This window comes from Tardiphaga sp. 285_C5_N1_2, from assembly GCF_052076065.1.
In the GTDB taxonomy this organism is placed as follows: Bacteria; Pseudomonadota; Alphaproteobacteria; order Rhizobiales; family Xanthobacteraceae; genus Tardiphaga; species Tardiphaga robiniae.
Genome location: NZ_CP197241.1, coordinates 466,516 through 483,836, shown reverse-complemented (window position 1 = coordinate 483,836; position 17,321 = coordinate 466,516). Strand labels below are relative to the sequence as shown.

14 protein-coding genes and 1 tRNA gene are annotated in these 17,321 nt (G+C 61.1%); 4 read left to right on the top strand and 11 right to left on the bottom strand.

Features of this window, described 5'->3' with window-relative positions; all coding sequences use genetic code 11:
- Positions 1-334 precede the first annotated feature (334 nt).
- The 7 genes from AB7951_RS02255 to AB7951_RS02225 all read right to left on the bottom strand — a co-directional run bounded on the left by AB7951_RS02255 (position 335) and on the right by AB7951_RS02225 (position 10,265).
- Entirely contained in the window at positions 335-2,335 is a 2,001-nt protein-coding gene (locus AB7951_RS02255) for a methyl-accepting chemotaxis protein (RefSeq protein ID WP_120287178.1), read from the bottom strand.
- Between the two features lie 282 nt (positions 2,336-2,617).
- Complete coding sequence (locus AB7951_RS02250) at positions 2,618-4,621, bottom strand: HAMP domain-containing methyl-accepting chemotaxis protein (protein WP_089266236.1); 2,004 nt, start codon at positions 4,619-4,621, stop codon at positions 2,618-2,620.
- 88 nt (positions 4,622-4,709) lie between these two features.
- Positions 4,710-6,740 carry a methyl-accepting chemotaxis protein gene (locus AB7951_RS02245; protein ID WP_120287179.1) on the bottom strand — a complete coding sequence of 677 codons (2,031 nt, stop codon included), beginning with the start codon at positions 6,738-6,740 and terminating at the stop codon, positions 4,710-4,712.
- Between the two features lie 304 nt (positions 6,741-7,044).
- The gene (locus tag AB7951_RS02240; protein ID WP_120288011.1) at positions 7,045-7,776 is read right to left on the bottom strand and encodes an amino acid ABC transporter ATP-binding protein; all 732 of its coding nucleotides are present in this window, start codon (positions 7,774-7,776) and stop codon (positions 7,045-7,047) included.
- 51 nt (positions 7,777-7,827) lie between these two features.
- Entirely contained in the window at positions 7,828-8,520 is a 693-nt protein-coding gene (locus AB7951_RS02235; RefSeq protein WP_068728918.1) for an amino acid ABC transporter permease, read from the bottom strand.
- A gap of 3 nt (positions 8,521-8,523) precedes the next feature.
- On the bottom strand, positions 8,524-9,255 hold the full coding sequence (locus AB7951_RS02230; RefSeq protein ID WP_120287180.1) for an amino acid ABC transporter permease: 732 nt from the start codon (positions 9,253-9,255) through the stop codon (positions 8,524-8,526).
- Positions 9,256-9,347: 92 nt separating this feature from the next.
- Positions 9,348-10,265 carry an amino acid ABC transporter substrate-binding protein gene (locus AB7951_RS02225; protein WP_120287181.1) on the bottom strand — a complete coding sequence of 306 codons (918 nt, stop codon included), beginning with the start codon at positions 10,263-10,265 and terminating at the stop codon, positions 9,348-9,350.
- A 161-nt stretch (positions 10,266-10,426) separates the two neighbouring features.
- Between AB7951_RS02225 and AB7951_RS02220 the strand changes: the two genes are divergently transcribed.
- Entirely contained in the window at positions 10,427-11,845 is a 1,419-nt protein-coding gene (locus AB7951_RS02220; protein ID WP_120287182.1) for a DHA2 family efflux MFS transporter permease subunit, read from the top strand.
- On the opposite strand, the gene AB7951_RS02215 is transcribed toward AB7951_RS02220, so the two are convergent.
- From AB7951_RS02215 to cpdR, 3 genes are all read right to left on the bottom strand, one after another.
- Positions 11,805-12,626: a gamma-glutamyl-gamma-aminobutyrate hydrolase family protein gene (locus AB7951_RS02215; protein ID WP_120287183.1), complete on the bottom strand. Its 822-nt coding sequence runs from the start codon at positions 12,624-12,626 to the stop codon at positions 11,805-11,807. The two genes, AB7951_RS02220 and AB7951_RS02215, sit on opposite strands and share 41 nt — an antisense overlap.
- A gap of 172 nt (positions 12,627-12,798) precedes the next feature.
- Positions 12,799-12,873, bottom strand: a tRNA-Val gene (locus tag AB7951_RS02210).
- A 128-nt stretch (positions 12,874-13,001) separates the two neighbouring features.
- A complete protein-coding gene (gene cpdR / locus AB7951_RS02205; protein ID WP_015669438.1) occupies positions 13,002-13,361 on the bottom strand; it encodes a cell cycle two-component system response regulator CpdR in 360 nt (119 codons plus the stop codon).
- 292 nt (positions 13,362-13,653) lie between these two features.
- Between cpdR and AB7951_RS02200 the strand changes: the two genes are divergently transcribed.
- The 3 genes from AB7951_RS02200 to hisN all read left to right on the top strand — a co-directional run bounded on the left by AB7951_RS02200 (position 13,654) and on the right by hisN (position 16,334).
- Complete coding sequence (locus AB7951_RS02200; RefSeq protein ID WP_120287184.1) at positions 13,654-14,541, top strand: N-formylglutamate amidohydrolase; 888 nt, start codon at positions 13,654-13,656, stop codon at positions 14,539-14,541.
- A gap of 226 nt (positions 14,542-14,767) precedes the next feature.
- On the top strand, positions 14,768-14,932 hold the full coding sequence (locus AB7951_RS02195) for a Flp family type IVb pilin (RefSeq protein WP_199711966.1): 165 nt from the start codon (positions 14,768-14,770) through the stop codon (positions 14,930-14,932).
- Between the two features lie 619 nt (positions 14,933-15,551).
- Complete coding sequence (gene hisN, locus AB7951_RS02190; protein ID WP_120287185.1) at positions 15,552-16,334, top strand: histidinol-phosphatase; 783 nt, start codon at positions 15,552-15,554, stop codon at positions 16,332-16,334.
- A gap of 10 nt (positions 16,335-16,344) precedes the next feature.
- On the opposite strand, the gene AB7951_RS02185 is transcribed toward hisN, so the two are convergent.
- Positions 16,345-17,238, bottom strand: coding sequence for a LysR substrate-binding domain-containing protein (locus AB7951_RS02185; protein WP_120287186.1), 894 nt, complete (start codon positions 17,236-17,238; stop codon positions 16,345-16,347).
- Between the last annotated feature and the right edge of the window lie 83 nt (positions 17,239-17,321).

Here is a 17,321-nt window from a genome sequence, read left to right as displayed (position 1 = left end):
GATACGTTCGATGATCGATCAAATCACCTGCTCATGGGCAGGAACCTACCACCGCGCTTCTGACACAAACGTTAACGCGCCGATGATGCAATCACTCAAATTGAGCCGGTACCGCAATGGTCGTCGAGCAATTCGGACCTTTCAAACAGTGATGGAGTTCGAATTCAGGCATCAGAGGTTCTGAATTAACGATCTAAAATTGCAACCTCATCATGCGATGCCCTGCACGGGATATTTCGAGGCCCTGAATTCTCTCGGAGGATGCAGCAACTTGAATGGCAATGCGCGGAGAACGCACCGTTACTCAAGCCAGTGAATTGCGATGTTGGAGAACTCAGGCCGCGCGGACCGAGTTCAGGAAGCGACTGACTTCAGTCTTCAGACGGCTGCTGTCTGACGAGAGCGACTGCGCTGCGGACAGCACCTGAGACGACGCACCGCCGGTCTCGCTCGCGCCGCGCTGCACGTCGATGATGTTGGACGAGACCTGCATCGTACCCTGCGCAGCCTGCTGCACGTTACGGGAAATCTCCTGCGTCGCCGCGCCCTGCTCTTCGACAGCCGAAGCGATCGTGGACGCGATCTCCGACATCTTGCCGATGGTCGTGCCGATCTCGCGGATCGCCGAGACGGAATCATCGGTCGCAGTCTGGATGCTCGCGATCTGCTGGCTGATCTCGCCGGTGGCCTTGGCGGTCTGCTCGGCGAGCGCCTTCACCTCGGACGCGACCACTGCGAAGCCGCGGCCGGCATCGCCGGCACGTGCCGCCTCGATGGTGGCATTGAGCGCCAGCAGGTTGGTCTGCCCCGCAATGGTGTTGATCAGCTCGACCACCGCGCCAATGCGGCCGGCAGCTTTCGACAGTTCGCCGACGCGATCATTGGTCTTCTGAGCCTGGTCCACGGCCTCATTGGCAATACGCGCGGATTCCTGGACCTGACGGCCGATCTCGGTGATGGACGACGCCATTTCCTCAGTGGCGGACGCCACCGACTGCACGTTGGTGGAGGCTTCTTCCGACGCCGTCGCGACGACCGTGGTGAGCTGCTGCGACCGATCTGCCGTCGACGTCAGCGTGCTGGCCGAGGCTTCCAATTCGGTCGACGCGGACGACACCGCCTCGACGATTTCACCAACCGTACCTTCGAAATCGTCGGCGAGCCGGATCATGTCCTGCTTGCGTTGCAAGGCCGCCGCCTGATCCTGCGTGATCCGTGCCTCGGCTTCCGCCCGGGCTTTGTCCTCCGCCTTGACCTTGAAGGTCTCAACAGCCTGCGCCATGTCGCCGACCTCGTCCTTACGGCCGAGCCCCGGCAGCACCACACCAAAATTGCCCTCGGCGAGTTGCTTCATGCCGGCTGTCAAGCCGGACAGCGGACGGATGATGCCGCCCGCGATCAGGAACGCAATCAACAGACCTGTGATGGTCGCCGCAGCCGCCACGATCTGCTGCAGCGTGATCGTGCCGGAAATGCGCTGCTCATTGGCTGTCGTCGCGCTCACGACCTCCTGCTGGATCGCGGCCTTGATGCCGTCAGTCTTGCGGATGGCGCTGACCACCATCGGCGTGATCGTATTGTAATAGAGCTGATCCATCTTCAGCAGATTGGCCGACGCCTTATCGAACCCGCTGGAATAACTGACCAAGCCTTTCTTGATCGATTCGAACAGCGCTGAAAGACTCGGCGCCATATCAAATTTTTCCATCTCGGTGATCTGTTGCTGCGCGTTCTTCACGCTGTTGGCAAACAACGTCACATTGTCCTGGTCGCGACCTGCAAAGAACCGCCAGTTCGCCATCTGAACCAACAGAGTTTCGGATTGCAGGGTGGTCGCCCCTTGTGCGAATGGCGAGCTACGCGTCGCGAGCACGAGCTTCTTCAAGTCGGCCTGAAGCTTTTCACCCTCAGCAAGCAGCGCCTTGCGGCTGGCGAGCATCTCCTTGACGGTGTTACCGAGATCGACTCGCTTGCTCTTCAAATCGTTGATCGTCTTTTCGACTTCGCGATAGACCCCGCGACGCTCCTCCGAGCTCGCTTTGATCGTCTCCTCCAGCACACCACCGACCTGAGTCAGCAGCTTTTCGGCTTCAGCGAATGACGCCTCGTCCTGATCGAACGTATAGCGCAGCATCGCGCGGCGAAGCGCCTGGAGTTCCGCCGAAATCTCCATCGAGCGCATCGCATTGGCGGACTGGGCATTCATCGCCGAGACGTCGTCACGAATTTCCGTGAGCTTCCAAACGGCGAAACCCGCCATGCCCAACCCGAACAAGACGAGCGCACCGAAGCCCCCATACAGCCTGCCACGGATGCGGAGATTGAATAGCGACATGCGACGTGCCCTTCTTGGGAGAACCACCTGATAGCCGACCTTGCACGTCACGAATCGCGCCCGCAACGCAAGAGGCAATCTCGAATCCGATCATCGTTAGGTTGCGAGAACTTCGGGTTAATTTCAGCCGCGCAAACGCTTTAAAGTGGAATGACTTTTTGTCGCGCGTGTCATCGTTTGACTCACCAAAACAAACAGCCCGGACGCGATGACGCATCCGGGCTGTTTGCTAGTTGTATCTTACTCGTCGGGCGAACGCGCGTGATCGTGTGACGTTTTGTCCTATGCCGCGCGAACGGAGTCCAGAAACTTGCCGACTTCGCGCTTCAACCGCGCGCTTTCGCCGGACAGCGATTGCGCAGCGGACAGGACTTGCGACGACGCTGAACCCGTGTTGCTCGCGCCGCGCTGCACATCCAGAATGTTCGAGCTCACCTGCATCGTGCCTTGCGCCGCCTGTTGAACGTTGCGCGAAATCTCCTGCGTCGCCGCGCCCTGCTGCTCGACGGCAGATGCGATGGTCGACGCGATCTCCGACATGCGGCCGATGGTGTCGCCGATTTCCTTGATGGCGCCGACCGACTCTTCGGTCGCGGCCTGGATGCCGGAGATCTGGTGACTGATGTCGCCGGTTGCCCTGGCCGTCTGTTCGGCGAGCGCCTTCACTTCCGATGCAACAACCGCGAAGCCGCGACCGGCATCGCCGGCGCGCGCCGCTTCGATGGTGGCATTGAGCGCCAGCAGATTGGTCTGGCCGGCAATCGTGTTGATCAGCTCGACAACATCTCCGATCCGCGCGGCCGCCTTGGCAAGCTCAGCCACGCGATCATTGGTCTTGCGGGCCTGTGCCACCGCGGAGTTGGCGATATTGGCCGACTCCTGAACCTGACGGCTGATCTCGTTGACCGAGGACGACATCTCCTCGGTGGATGACGCCACCGCCTGCACATTGGTCGAGGCTTCGTCGGAGGCCGCGGCCACCATGGCGGTGAGCTGGCGAGATTGCTCGGCGGTCGCAGTCAGTCCGCCCGCCGATTCTTCGAGCTGGCTCGAGGCCGATGACACGTTCTCGACGATGCTGCCGACAGCGCCCTCGAAATCGTCCGCGAGACGGATCATGTCCCGGCGGCGCTGAATCGCTGCCTGCTGGTCCTGCGTCAGCTTGGCTTCGGCCTCGGCGCGTGCCTTCTCCTCGGCCCGTACCTTGAAGGTCTCGACTGCGCGTGCCATGTCGCCGACCTCGTCCTTGCGTGCGAGACCCGGCAGCACCACGCTGAAATCGCCGTCCGCGAGCCGCTTCATACCCGCCGTCAGGCCCGACAGAGGGCCAATAATGCCGCGCGCGATCAGGAAGGCGATCGCTAGACCGACCACAGTAGCGACGCCGGCCACGATCTGCTGCAGCATGCTCGTCGTCGACATGCGGTTGCTGGTTGCGGCGACGGTCTGCGACTGAACCTGCTGGATGTCGGATTTGATGGTCTCGACCTTGCCGATCGCTTTCACGACGGTCGGGCTGATCGACTTGTTGAAGATGCCGTCTGCCGTCTGCAGGCTGGCGGCAGCCTTCTCGAACTGGGCGGCGTAGCTCTTCAGGTTGTTGCGGATGGTGCCGAACAACGCGCTGAGCGTCGGCGGCATCTGCATCTTCTCCATTTCGCCGATCTGCTGCTCCGCGATGCGGACGTGATCCTTGAAAGATTCGATATGTTTCTCGTCGCGGCTGACGAAGAAGCGCCAATTCGCAATCTGCACCATGAGTGTATCGGATTCGAGCTTGGTCGAACCCTGGCCATACATGGTGTTGCGCGTGCTGATCACCAGCTTGCGCAGGCTAGATGACAGCTTGTCGCCGGCTTCCTGCAGCACTTCCCGGCCGGCGACCATCTGCTTGATGGCCTCGCCAAGCGCCTGGCGCTGCGCCTTCACGTCGGCGACGTCCTTCTCGATGGTGCGGTAGGCGGCGCGGCGCTCTTCCGAACGACTGGTCTTGATCACCGTGTCCAGGCTGGCGGTGACGCCGGCGAGACGCTTGTCGGCATCCGCAAGCGCCGCTTCATCCTGATCGAACGAATAGCGCAACACGGCACCGCGGATCGCGTGCAGTTCGGAGGCGATCTCCGAGGCCCGGATCGTGTTGGCCGAAAGAATATTCAGGGAGTCGACCTGCGTTCCAACTTCCGTCATCTGCCAGACGGCAAATCCCGAACTGGCGAGACCAAACAGGACCAGCGCGCCGAAACCACCATAGAGGCGACCGCGGATACGGAGATTGAGCAGCGACATCATTGGCTTCCTAGGTAGGATCTGATCTGGCTTCGGCGACGGGCGCCGTCTTCGTTGCTGCTTCCCCCATCATGGGAGGAGCATGAATTTATGCGGCGCGGACGGAGTCCAGGAACTTGCCGACTTCGAGCTTGAGCCGCGCGCTTTCGCCGGACAGCGACTGTGCCGCGGACAGCACTTGCGTCGAAGCTGATCCGGTCGCGCTGGCGCCACGCTGTACATCGGTGATGTTCGACGTCACCTGCATCGTGCCCTGCGCTGCCTGCTGAACATTGCGCGAGATCTCCTGGGTTGCCGCGCCCTGCTGCTCGACAGCAGAGGCGATGGTCGAGGCGATCTCGGACATGCGGCCGATAGTGTCACCGATTTCCTTGATAGCGCCGACGGATTCCTGGGTCGCCGCCTGGATGCCGTTGATCTGGTGGCTGATGTCGCCCGTCGCCTTGGCGGTCTGTTCGGCGAGCGCCTTCACCTCGGACGCAACCACCGCAAAGCCGCGACCCGCATCGCCGGCGCGCGCCGCTTCGATGGTGGCGTTGAGCGCCAGCAGGTTGGTCTGGCCGGCAATAGTATTGATGAGCTCGACGACATCTCCGATCCGGGCCGCAGCCTTGGCAAGCTCCGCCACGCGGTCATTGGTCTTGCGCGCCTGCGCCACGGCGGAGTTGGCGATATTCGCAGATTCCTGGACCTGCCGGCTGATCTCGTTGACCGATGACGACATCTCTTCGGTCGATGACGCCACTGCCTGCACATTGGTGGACGCCTCGTCCGACGCAGCAACGACTGCAGCGGTCAGCTCCTTGGCCTGTTCAGCCGTTGCCGTCAGCGCGCCCGCGGACTCCTCGAGTCTGTTCGACGCCGAGGAGACATTGTCGACGATATTGCCGACGGCGCGTTCGAACGTCCCGGCGAGCTCGACCATTTCGCGCTTGCGCGACGCCGCGGCCAGATTGTCCTGGTCGAGGCGCGCCGCAGCTTCATCGCGCGCCTTCCGTTCGGCGTTTGCACGAATGACCGTAACTGTCTTGGCGATATCGCCGATTTCGTCGCCGCGCTTGGCGCCGGGGATGACGACATCGAGATCGCCGGCCGCCATCTTGCCCATGGCGCCGTTCAGGCGCGTCATCGGCCGTGCGACGCCGACGAAAGAGAACACCATGGTGCAGATCAGCACCAGCACGACCGCGAGGCCGAGCGCGAGATTGACCTGGCCGGATCGTGCCATTTCCTCGGCGGCCTGCGCCCGGGCCTCTCCAACCGCAGCCTTGGCCGACGAGACCGATTGCGCGACCAGTTGAGATGCTGCCGCAGCGGCGGGCGTGATTTTGGTGCGGACGATATCGGTCTTCTGGTCGTTACTGCCGATCGCTTCATCGGTGGCCGTCATGAACTTCTTCATGTCGGTGCCGAGCTGGATCAGGCCGCTCTGCACGAGCTCGCTGTCTTCGAACACGCTGGCCTTGGCCAGCGCATCGGTGAGGATCTTGGCCTTGGTGATGATCTGGCCCTTCTGCGTGACTTCATTCATCGACGCATAACGCCATGCGGCTGCCTGCACAGCGTTGATGGCATTGTCCGCGATCTTGAGCTGTCCATCGACTTCAGGCCAGTTCGTCGCCTCGGTCACGGCAGTGGTGAGGCGCAGCTGGTCGAGATGCCGGTTCCAGTCGATGACGGCGACGTTGCGGTTGCGATAGAGCTCGAGCAGTTTCTTCTGCAGACCGACGATCTCGTCGGCAGCGGCGAGATAGGTTGACGTCAGCGATTTGATCTTCGCGAAATTGTCCTTGTATTCCTGCTTGGTCGCCAGGGCGGACGCGGCATCGATGATGCGGTCCTGCGCAGCCTTGGCGGCCCTGATCTCGGCCGCGTTCTTGTCAATCTCGGGCGTCGTGATGGCCATACGCAGGCCTTGACTGGCCACCTGCATGGCGCGCATCTGGCCGTCGGCCTCCATCGCGCTATCGGCGATTTTCTGCTGCACATCAGCCAGACGATTGACCTCCGAGATCGCGCTCTCGGTCCTCATCTGGTTTGCGACAACGCCCGCCGAGAGCAAGATGCCAACGAGACCGGCAAGACCCAATTTGTTGCCGACACTGTTGATCTTGATCATGCGATGCACTTTCCGGAGAAGGGCCAAGTCAGGACGCGCGCAAGCATGGCTCGCGCAGCCTCGGCTCGGGTCGTTGGATGACGGTCAGAGAAGCATTGGGCAGAGGCAGAGAACGGGGCGTCGCGGAATTGTCCGTGAGGACAAAGACCCGATCGCTCCGGTGGAGTTCAATCAGCGGACCAACAGGCCCTCGCCCTCACGGTTGAAGGATACCACTCCATTTCTGACACATTCGTTAATTGCCCCGTCATGCAGCATTCAAGAATCTGCATAAACTTGAGGCACAAGCGCCACACTGCATGCGTCAGTGCGCGAGGATCTTCGACAGGAACTGCTGCGCCCGATCGCTGCGCGGATGGCCGAAGAAGTCTTCCTTCTGCGCATCCTCGACGATCTCGCCGGCATCCATGAAGATGACGCGGTTGGCGACCTTCTTGGCGAAGCCCATTTCGTGGGTCACCACCATCATGGTCATGCCCTCCTTGGCGAGTTCGACCATGACGTCGAGCACTTCGTTGATCATTTCGGGATCGAGCGCCGAGGTCGGTTCGTCGAACAGCATGCAGATCGGATCCATCACCAGCGCGCGCGCAATGGCGACGCGCTGCTGCTGACCGCCGGAGAGCTGGCCGGGATATTTCTGCGCATGCGCCGTGAGGCCGACGCGCTCTAGCATTTTCATCGCCTTGGCCTTCGCCGCATCTTCCGAGCGGCCGAGCACGATGGTCTGGCCAAGACACAGGTTCTCGACGATCTTCAGATGCGGAAACAGTTCGAAGTGCTGAAACACCATGCCGACGCGTGAGCGTAGCTTCGGCAGGTCCTTCTTCATCGTCGTCACATTCAGTCCATCGACCATGATAGTGCCCTGCTGCACGGGCTCCAGCGCATTCACGGTCTTGATCAGCGTCGACTTGCCAGATCCCGAGGGACCGCAGACGACGACCACCTCGCCTTTCTCGACGGCCGTCGTGCAGTTCTTCAGCACCTGGAACTGCGGGTTGTACCACTTGCTGACTTTTTCGATGGTGATCATGGGCATGATGAGCGACCGACAGTTGGAGGCAAAGACTGAAAGCGAAAGTGGCTAGCGGATGATGCTGATGCGCTTCTGCAAGCGCTTCACAAAGAATGACGCGGTGAAGCAGATCAGGAAGTAGACCAGCGCCGCGAACAGATACATTTCGGTGAGACGACCGTCGCGCTGCGCAACCTTGGACGCGGCGCCCAGGAAATCCGTGATCGACAGCACGTAGACCAGCGATGTGTCCTGGAACAGCACGATGGTCTGCGTGAAGATCACCGGCAGCATGTTGCGGAACGCCTGCGGCAGCACGACATGGCGCATCACCTCGCGATAGTTGAGGCCGATGGCATAACCGGCCATCACCTGCCCCCGCGGCACCGACTGGATGCCGGCACGCATGATCTCCGAGAAATAGGCAGCCTCGAACAGCGTGAAGGTCACGATGGTCGAGGCGTAGGCGCCGACCTGTACCGGCTGATCGGAGCGGATGATCCACTGTCCGACATAGGGCATCAGGAAGTAGAACAGGAAGATCACCAGCACGAGCGGCAGCGAGCGCATCAGATTGACGTAGCTTACGGCGAAGCCCGACAGCACAGCACTGGACGACAGCCGCATCATCGCGATCAAGGTGCCGAGGATGAGACCGAAGACCGTCGCAATAGCCGTCAGCGTGAGGGTGAACGCCATGCCCTGCTGAAACAGGTAGGGCAGGCTGCGCCAGATGACGTCGTAATCGAAATTGCTGAACATCGCTTATTTCCCCTCGTTGAAGCCGGGGATCGCCAGGCGCTTTTCGAGAATGCGCATTCCGATCGTCACGACGGCGCTGAGAACGAGGTAGATGGCGGCCGCAGCCGAGAAGGCCTCGAACACCTGGAACGAGAATTCCTGCATGGACCGCGCCCGTGCCGTCAGTTCAAGCACACCGATGGTGAGTGCGGGCGCCGTGTTCTTGATGGTGTTGAGAAATTCGGAGGTCAGCGGCGGAAAGATGATGCGATAGGCCAGCGGAAGCAGGATGTAGCGATAGGTCTGCCAGGTGGTGAGGCCGATGGCCGTGCCGGCCATGCGCTGACCTTTCGGCAGCGCGTTGATGCCGGCGGTGATCTGCGCGGCGACACGCGACGACATATAGAAGCCAATCCCGAGCATCGCGGCGATGAACGGCCCGTTGCGCAGTTGCTTGATCCAGATGCCGAGATCGCCGGGCAAAAGTTCGGGAATGACGAAGAACCAGATGAACAGCTGCACCAGCAGCGGAATGTTGCGGAACATCTCGATATAGGCATTGCCGACAAACACCACCCAGCGCGCCGGCAGGGTCCGCATGATGCCGATCAGAGAGCCCATCACGAACGCGATGAACCAGGCGCAGAGTGCGAGCAGGATCGTGACCTGAAGGCCGCTCATCAGCGAGCCAAAATAGGTCCCCGTCGCATCAGGCGTCTGATCCCAGAAGATTCCCCAATTCCAGTTATAGTTCACGCATTCACCCCCACGCGCCGTCCACGCGAAAACCTGGCAACCTCAGGCAGAAACCCATGCAATGGCCGGGCCATTGCATGGGCAAGGTCGTCTTAGTTGGCTGCGTAGGCGTCGGGATCAGGCGAATCCGACGGGCTGGCGAACGCCTTCTTCTGCTCGGCTCCCATCGGAACGTTCAGATTGAGGCCCTTGGGCGGGATCTTCTGCGTGAACCACTTGTCATAGATCTTGGCGCCTTCCGGGCTCTTGTAGAGCTCGGCAGTGGCCGCATCGACAACCTTCTTGAACGGCGCATCGTCCTTGCGGAGCATGATGCCGTAGGGCTCAGCTTTCGAGAACGCGTCCTTGGAGATCACATAGGCGCTCGGATCGCGCGCACCGGCAGCAAGGCTGGCAAGCAGGATGTCATCCATCACGAAAGCCACAGCACGGTCGGTCTCGACCATCAGGAATGCCTCGGCGTGATCCTTGGCGGGAATGACGTTGATGCCGAGATTGCGGGCGGCATTGGCCTCGGTCAGCTGCTTGATGTTGGTGGTGCCGGAGGTTGAGACCACCGACTTGCCCTTGAGATCGTCGATCTTGTCGAGCTTGCTGGCCTTCTTCGAGACGAAGCGACTGGCGGTCAGGAAGTGCGTATTGGTGAAGGCAACCTGCTTCTGGCGATCGGCATTATTGGTGGTCGAGCCGCATTCGAGGTCGACGGTGCCGTTGGCAATCAGCGGAATACGGGTGGCCGAGGTGACCGGATTGAGCTTGACCTCGATCTTGTCGTTCTTCAGCTCTTTCTTCACCGCATCGACGATCTTGTAGCAGATGTCCATGGCGAAGCCGACGGGCTTCTGGTTGTCATCGAGATAAGAAAACGGCACCGAGGAATCGCGGAAGCCGATGGTGATGGCGCCGGCGTCCTTGATCTTCTTGAGCGTGCCGGTGAGCTCCTGAGCGCCCGCCTGCGTCGTGCAGACCGCCGCGGCGATCATGGTCCCCAACAGAAAAATTCGTTTCATAGTCCCTCTCCTCAACACAGTCCGATCTCACGCCGAACGACTCTCTTTCCGAGCGTCCCGGCGCGACCGCCCGGGATGCTTGCACAATCGGGGCCAAAACGGAATTGCCCGATCGGACGACAATAGTTTGTTCTGACATCCCGTTCCCGTACAACCCGGTCATGAGCAACGCCCTGCATGCGCTTTGTGACGCAGGCGCCGCCGGCGCCACGGAAAAGATCGATGATATCAGCCATCCCGGCCTGGTAATTGCCACCACGATTCTGGCCTCCAGCCTCGCCTTTATCGACGGATCGGTGGTGAATGTCGGACTTCCGGCCATTGCAGCAAGTTTTCAGGCTGATGCCGTCGACCTGCAATGGGTGATCAATGCCTATCTGTTGCCGCTTAGTGCACTTCTTTTGCTCGGCGGTGCAGCAGGCGACCGCTTCGGCCGCCGCAGGCTTCTGATCTGCGGAGTCGGCCTGTTCGCGCTGGCCTCGCTGGCTTGCGCTGTGGCGCCCAGCCTCCGTTGGCTGTTGGCTGCGCGTTTTCTGCAGGGTGTCAGCGCGGCGATGCTGATGCCGAACAGCCTGGCGATCCTCGGCCAGACGTTTTCCGGCGAAGCCAAGGGCCGCGCTATCGGCATCTGGGCTGCCAGCGGCGCTGCCGCCGGCGCGCTCGGACCGGTGTTGGGCGGATGGCTGATCGACATCGGCAGCTGGCATCTCATCTTTCTCATCAATGTGCCGATCGCATTGGCCGCAATGGCGCTTGCCTGGCTAGGCATCCCCCGCGATCGACACGACAGCGACGAGCCGCTCGATAGTCTCGGCGCCATCCTCGCGACTGTGGGACTTGGCCTGACGACCTGGAGTCTGACCGAAGCTACGTCACATGATTGGACGGGTTTCACGCTTGGCACGCTCGTCGCAGGACTCCTGCTCTTGCTTGTGTTCGTGTGGATCGAAGGCCGTAAGGGCGAACGCGCGATGATGCCGCTCGCACTGTTCGGGTCGGCGAGCTTCGTCGGCCTGACGCTGCTGACATTCTTGTTGTACGGCGCACTCGGCGGGCTGTTCGTCCTGATGCCTTTTCTCCTGATCGAAGCCGCCGGCTACACGGCGACACAGGCCGGTGCCGCGCTGCTGCCCTTGCCGCTTGTCATCTCTTTGACATCACCGCTCGCTGGCTCGCTCGCAGCTAGAACCGGCCCGAGGATCATGCTGACGCTGGGACCGGTGATTGTGGCGATGGGTTTTCTGCTGGCGCTCCGGATCGGTCCCGACACCAGCTACTGGACCAGCGTCTTCCCCGCCATGGTCGTCATCGCCATCGGCATGGCCGGCGCTGTCGCACCTCTGACGACGGCCGTGCTGATGTCCGTCGATGCGCGTCACACCGGGTCTGCATCGGGCTTCAACAGCGCGGTCGCACGCACGGGCGGTCTTGTGGTCACGGCGCTGATCGGATCGGTTATGGCGGCAAAGGGGCCGGCGCTGATCAGCGCCTTTGCAGCAGCGACGGTCGCGGGTGCTGTGCTTTGTGTCGCAGCCGCGCTCAGCGCATTCCTGCTGATAGCGGCGCGGCCGCAGCCGTGAAGGCCCCACGCTGCCTGCGAGCGGCCACTGCCTCGCCGAAGGCCTGAAAGAGCGTCCGGTTGATCGGGTTGATCTGCGGATCATATTCGGCGTGCCATTGCACACCGAGCGCGAAGCTCGGCGCATCGGCAATGCGGATGGCCTCGATGGTGCCGTCCTCGGCAATACCCTCGATCACCACTCGCTCGCCAGGGACATCGATGCCCTGACCATGCAGGGAATTGACCGTGATGGTCTCGCGCCCCAGCAGGCTGGCGAAGGTGCCGTTGCTGGTCAGATGCACGTCGTGGCGATCGGCAAATACGACCGCCGGATCGGGATGGATCTCGCCGCTCTCGAGCCGCGGCATGCGATGATTGATGCGGCCAGGAATCTCGCGGATCTCGGGATGCAGCGAACCGCCGAACGCAACGTTCATCTCTTGCAATCCGCGACAGATGCCGAAGATCGGGACCCCGCGCGCGACACAAGCTTCGATCATGGCCAGAGCCACCGCATCGCGGCCATTGTCATAGGGCTCGTGACGGGCATGGGCTTCCATTCCGAACCGGGTCGGGTGGACATTGGCCCGAGCGCCGGTGAGCAGGATGCCATCGACCAGATCGAGCACCTGGCCGATATCGGTAATGTCGGGGGTGCCGGCAAACATCATCGGCAGGGCATTGGCCACTTCCGCGACCGCACGAAGGTTGTTTTCTCCGACCGCCTGGACGGAGAACCTGTTCTCAATGCGATACGCGTTGCCGATCACGCCGATTACCGGCCGGGTCTTCGTTGGCATCAGCTTCCGGTCGAAAAGTGCTGGACCGTTGAGCTATAACCGAGTCACGGCGTGAACACGACTGGTTCCGAAATAAAACTGTCACCAGGTGGAGCATCCGGGAAAGAAACGTCTACCGACGCCTGAGAAGGCGCCAATCCGGCAGTTTTCGAAAGTGTGAGGTGCGTTTGGATGGTGGGCGCGACAGGGATCGAACCTGTGACCCCTTCCATGTCAAGGAAGTGCTCTCCCGCTGAGCTACGCGCCCTAAGAACCGGTCGTTACGGGTGTGGGGTCTATAACGGGTCAAACCCGGACAAGCAAGGACGGCGGAGGGCCAATCCTTGCCTGATTTGCAGGAAATCCAAGAAAGAAATCCAGGAAAGCGGGCTGCCCTCAGGCCGCCAGCATCTTGTTCACTTCGCTGACCAATTCGCGCAGGTGGACCGGCTTGGACAGAACCTTGGCGTTTTTCGGCGCTTCCGAGTCGGAATTCAGCGCCACGGCGGCGAAACCGGTGATGAACATGATCTTGATGTCGGGATCGAGTTCGCTGGCGCGGCGCGCCAGTTCGATCCCGTCCATCTCCGGCATCACGATGTCCGTTAGAAGCATTTCAAAGGGTTCCTCGCGGAGTCTCTGATAGGCTGACATCCCGTTATCGTGGTGCGACACCTGAAAACCGGCGTTTTCCAACGCCTTCACCAGGAAGCGGCGCATGTCGTTGTCGTCTTCTGCGAGAAGGATTTTGTGCATGGCGGTTGGACGTCGAACCCGAATGAGAGGACCTGTTCGCCCACTAAGCCCGAGGTCTGGTAAATTTCGGGTGAAGGTGATCAGCGCAGACTGTGCATAAGCGTCTCAAGATGGTGCGCCAGAACGTCGTGAAACACAACAAATGAGCGCGTTTCTCGCGATCGCCGCGCCTGCGGAAGGTTTTTAACTTGGCAGACTTGTTTCGGTTATCGACAATGCAGCCTCACAAAGCGCCGGTTTTCTGCCAGACTGGGCAAACCGAAGAACGCGGCTGCAGGGACGATGCGCGACGATGACCCAGTTTGACGGTGAGCTGTCGCCTCCCTTCGAGATCGTCGAGCCGGCCAACTGGCGCGCCCCGATCATTTTCAATTCCCCGCATTCCGGCTCGGTCTATCCAGCGGAATTCCTCAGTGCGTCCCGCATTGACGTGACTGCGCTGCGCCGCTCGGAAGATTCGTTCATGGACGAATTGATCGCCGGATTGAGCGATCGCGGCTTCCCGGTGGTCCGGGTGCACTTCCCGCGCTCCTATGTGGACGTCAATCGCGAGCCCTATGAGCTCGATCCGCGGATGTTCAACGGCCGCCTGCCTAGTTTCGCCAATACCCGCTCGATGCGGGTGGCCGGCGGTCTTGGCACTATTCCCCGGGTGGTCGGCGACGGCCAGGAGATCTACCGCGAGCGGCTGGACGTCGATGACGCCCTCACCCGGATCGAGGCGTTGTACAAGCCGTACCATCGCGCCCTGCGCCGCCTGATCAACAAGGCGCACCAGACATTCGGCACGGTGATCCTGGTGGATTGCCACTCGATGCCCTCGATCGGAATTTCCCGCGAGGAGCCGCGCCGCCCGGACGTGGTCGTCGGCGACCGATATGGCACCAGCTGCGCCACTATCCTGGCCGAGGTGGTCGAAGACACATTCGGCGGCCTCGGCTATTCGCTGGGCCGTAACAAGCCCTATGCCGGCGGCTTCATTACCGAGCATTACGGCAACCCGGCCAGTGGGCTGCACGCCATCCAGATCGAGCTGAACCGGGCGATCTATATGGACGAACGCCGCCGTGAGCGAACCGCGCGCTTCGATCAGATTGCTGCCGATTTTACCGTCCTGGCCGATGCGCTGGCGAAGATCCCGCTGGACAGCCTCGGCCCGTTCCAGGCCGCCGCCGAATAGGCTGGGGCCGAACGGCTCGCCGGGTTCGAACCTTCACTCAATCAGGTGGGGTATTTGGAACCGTGACCGCCGGGTCACGGCAGCGCTTATTTCGTGCGACAAATTGTCAATTTTCGCTGGATTTAGAGATGGGGCAGAGTTTTACCACCGGGATTAATGCAACTTTAGGTTATCCCCACCAGCGTGGTTCCGCGGATTGGAACCGCGTAAAATGGCAGGAGAGAACATGAAGAACATCATCAAGAAATTCTGGTCGGACGAATCGGGAGCGACTGCGATCGAATACGGGCTAATCGCCGCCGGCATCTCGCTGGCCATCATCGCCGTCGTCAACGGCCTCGGCACCAACCTCAACGGCAAGTTCACCGAGATCAACGGGTCGCTGAAGTAACCGCCACGACGTGGACACCGGCTTGAGGTTCTCAGCCGAATAAGTCTTGCTTGATGACTGACGTCGCAATGGGCCCGAGGCTGTCGGGGTGCCAGGCGACGAACAGGCCAGGCGACATAAAGACAATCGCCGGCAGCCACGTCGGCACGCCGTGATGCAAAACTCCTCCGACAAGAAAAAAGGGCCGCTTGCGATAGCAAGCGGCCCAAGTCTAGGGAGGAAACGCCCAAGGAGGGCAGCGATAGCGCAAGCGCTACCGCACCGCAACAATATGCAGCCGCGACGCACCAAGTGCAAGAGTTTTCGGGCAAATTTCCATGCAAATTTCGCATGGTGATCGCACCGTTCAGGCATAGGCGTCATAATTTCTATAAGTAAAATCAATGCGATATAGAAATGACAGTAGCTTTGACCTATTTAAGAAATGATCATATATTCATTCCATTGACCAATTTCTGATGCCGGACATCAGGAATCTTAGGGAAATCGCAATCCGATTCAGTGCTGTGGCTTAGGGGAATCGCAGAGAGATTTCGATCACCGCAGATGCGAGTCGTTGCCCTGCGCTGTATAGGAAGCGACACGTCCCCATCCAGCAGCCGCAACAAAGGACCTCTCCGTGACGGTCATCGACTTCAACGCCTTCATTGGTCGTCTTGCGACCTCGTCGGGCGAGACCATCCTGCCGTTCTTTCGCACCTCGCTGAGTATCGACAACAAGAACAGCACCGATTTCGACCCGGTCACGGAAGCCGACCGCGCCGCCGAGGCGGTGATGCGCCGGCTGATCAAGGCCAACTTCCCCCAGCACGGCATTGTTGGCGAGGAATTCGGTACCGAACGCGAAGACGCCGAATATGTCTGGGTGCTCGACCCGATCGACGGCACCAAATCCTTCATCTCCGGCTTCCCGATCTGGGGCACGCTGATCGCGCTGCTGCATCGGGGCACACCGGTCTATGGCATGATGCACCAGCCCTATATCGGCGAGCGCTTCAGCGGCGACAGCGGCTCGGCGCGCTACCAGGGCCCCAACAACACCACCCGCAAGCTTGCCGTGCGCCGCTGCGCATCGCTGAAGGACGCCACGCTGTTCACCACCAGCCCGCGGCTGATGGGCGACGCCGATCGCGCAAAATTTCACGACGTCGAAAAAGGCGTGCGGCTGACGCGCTACGGCGGCGATTGCTATTCCTATTGCATGCTCGCCGCTGGCCATCTCGACCTCGTCATCGAGACCGAGCTGAAGCCCTACGATATCGCAGCCCTGATCCCGATCATCACCGGCGCCGGCGGCGTGGTGACAACGTGGGAGGGCAAGCCCGCGCAGAACGGTGGCCGCATCGTCGCCGCCGGCGACCCGCGCGTGCATGAGGCGGCGCTGAAGATCCTCAACGCCTGATCGGGAACTGCTACGCCCGCGCTGCAGCCCGCAGATGCTCGATCATCTGCTGCGCGGGACGGGATAACGTCTTCAGGCTGCGAAAGCAGATCGCCAGTCTGCGGTTCGCCCAGGGATCGCGAATGCGGATCAGCGCCAGCGCCGTTGACCGCGCGCAGCGCCGTGCGGCGACTTCCGGCACAATCGCAATGCCGACCCCCGCCGCCGCCATCTGACACATCGCATCGAAATCCCGCATCTGCGCTCGGTAGCGCAGTCGCGCACCCAGCTTCGCCGCATATTTGCCGATGTGGTTCTGCAGCGCGGTCGCGTTGGTGAGGCCGATGAAGTCGCGGTCGATGATCTCATGGAAATCGATATGTCGCCGGCCGGCGAGATCGCTGCGCGGCGCCGTCACCAGCATCAGCCGGTCTTCGTTGAAGGTGAAGCGTTCCAGACTGTCCGGCAGCGTATGCTCGGCAGCGAAGCCGAAATCGGCGATGCCGGCGGCGATCGCCTGGGCGATATCGGCGCTCTCGCGCTCCTCGACCTCGAGGCTGACATTGGGGTGCTCGCGCAGGAAACTCGCGAGCGCCTTCGGCAGATGTTCGGACAGGCCCACCGTATTGGCCAGCATCGACACACTGGCCTTCATGCCATTGGCATAGGCCGCCATGTCGCCGCGCATGGTCTCGACATTCTGCATTACGATGCGGGCATGGCCGAGCAGGCTCTCGCCAGCCGCCGTCAGCGTAACGCCGCGCCGGCCCCGTTTCAGCAATGGCACGCCGATCGTCGCCTCCAGCCCCTTGATTCTCGCACTAGCCGAAGCCAGCGCCAGATTGGCAGCGGCAGCACCCGCGGTGATACTGCGCGCCTCGGCCACCGCGACGAACAGCCTGAGATCGACAAGGTCGGCATGCATGGTGTTCTCCGCGCCAGCCTTCGTTAAAGACGAAGGCTTTCTCCGTAACCTCCAGATTGTGCCTGTCCAGCCGATCGGTCAAT